The sequence below is a fragment of the Neobacillus drentensis genome (assembly GCF_036966985.1).
Lineage (GTDB): Bacteria > Bacillota > Bacilli > Bacillales > Cytobacillaceae > Neobacillus > Neobacillus drentensis_E.
In genome coordinates, this window is the sequence record NZ_JBALSN010000661.1 from 1 (window position 1) to 1,748 (window position 1,748).

Sequence of the window (1,748 nt, forward strand, 5' to 3'; positions counted from 1 at the left end):
GAAGTATTACGGTTTCTAGAAGTATTCCGGTTTCTAGAAGTATTCCGATTTCTTGATGTATTACGTCTAGATGTGTTCATCCGTGATGTCATTTGCTGTCTGGATGTTCTGCGTCTAGATGTTCTTCTGCGTGTAGTGCGACGGTCTTGACTAGGATCACGGAACAAAAAGTCCCAAAAATCACCTCGTCTTACTTCATCTGCGGCTCTTTGAATATCTTCAGCTGAAAAATCGCTCATAGTAACTTAGCACCTCCTTTAAGCTTGAGAAGGGAGCACATAACTGATTGACAAATTTGTCCAAGAAACACTCTCTTCTTCTACTAAATTACGTTTGTACAGGTACATTTGAGTGAGAAAAAGGCCTATGAACGAAAAAAAAGCTGTCCAAAAGGGACCTCCTTCCTTCAATTCTCATACGAATATAGGAAGGAGGAATAGAAAAATGGACGAGACAGCACTACTACCGCAATACAAACTGTTTATTAGACCAATCGACCTGCGGGAGCTGAAAAGGGACATTTGGATTGATGACCCAATTCCAGCCCAATTAACGATTGAGGGGAAACGGCTCGATATCGATATTGCCTATCGAGGATCTCATATCCGTGATTTATCGAAAAAGTCTTACCAGGTTTCCTTCTATAAACCGAAAACATTCAGAGGTTCCAAACATATTCATTTGAATGCAGAATTTAAGGATCCTTCATTAATCAGAAACAAACTGTCATTTGATTTCTTTGCGGAGTTAGGTGTGTTATCACCAGAATCGCGTCATATCTTTCTGATTCAAAATGCAAGAGCAGAAGGGGTCTATTTGGAAATTGAGAGTGTTGATGAGAATTTCTTAACAAGAAGGGACCTGCCAAAGGGGAGCATTTTTTATGCTGTGGATGGAGATGCCAACTTTTCATTGATGAGTGACCTGGACAAAGAAACTAAAAGATCGCTCCGATTGGGCTATGAAAGAAAAGTTGGTACGCCAGAAGATGATTATCACCTTCAGGAATTTATCTTTAACATTAATACGTTCTCAAAAAGTGAATTTGAAAAGGAGATTCATAAGTTTGTAGATATTGATAAATATCTCCGCTGGGTGGCTGGTGTTATATTTACATCAAACTATGATGGTTTTGTTCATAACTATGCTCTTTATAGGAATAGTGAAACACGCCTTTTTGAGATTATACCGTGGGACTATGATGCGACGTGGGGCCGAGATGTCAATGGAAAAATGATGGAGTCTGATTATGTTCCGTATGATGGCTTCAATACATTAACGGCGCGATTATTATATGTAGATACATTTCGTAAGCAATATCAACGGCTCCTTAAGGAAATAATGGAGCAGCAATTTACAGTAGGACATATGATTCCGAAGGCGGAAAAACTGACACAATTGATTCGTCCGTATGTTATTCAGGATCCATATAAAAAACAAGATATAGATATATTCGACCATGAATTATCGGTCATCACGAATTATATCGAGGAAAGAAGAAAATACTTATCAAGGAAATTAGCAGCGCTAAATTGAAATGTCCAGAGGAAAAGGAGCCATCTACTTGCTAGGTGGTTATTTTTATTGGTTTGAAATAGGAAAAGTAGGATTTTATAAAGATTTGTCGAAATTTTAAGCTATCTGTTATTTTTAGGACTTATTCTCATTTTAGTGTTATTAAAGATGGCTCGGACCCATAATATGATAACACATTAAATATTGTTGGAAAATTACAACGTGAATTTGAT

2 protein-coding genes are annotated in these 1,748 nt (G+C 37.5%); one reads left to right on the forward strand and one right to left on the reverse strand.

The window, feature by feature from the left end; genetic code table 11:
• On the reverse strand, nucleotides 1-239 hold a 239-nt coding region (locus tag V7659_RS30055), incomplete at its 3' end, for a CotG/ExsB N-terminal domain-containing protein (RefSeq protein WP_420491793.1).
• 205 nt (nucleotides 240-444) lie between these two features.
• Between V7659_RS30055 and V7659_RS30060 the strand changes: the two genes are divergently transcribed.
• Nucleotides 445-1,536, forward strand: coding sequence for a CotH kinase family protein (locus V7659_RS30060; RefSeq protein WP_335543682.1), 1,092 nt, complete (start codon nucleotides 445-447; stop codon nucleotides 1,534-1,536).
• Nucleotides 1,537-1,748 lie beyond the last annotated feature (212 nt).

Coding starts and splice junctions, on each gene's coding strand:
- V7659_RS30060 (WP_335543682.1), top strand. CDS start 445: ATGGACGAGACAGCACTACTACCGCAATACAAACTGTTTATTAGACCA.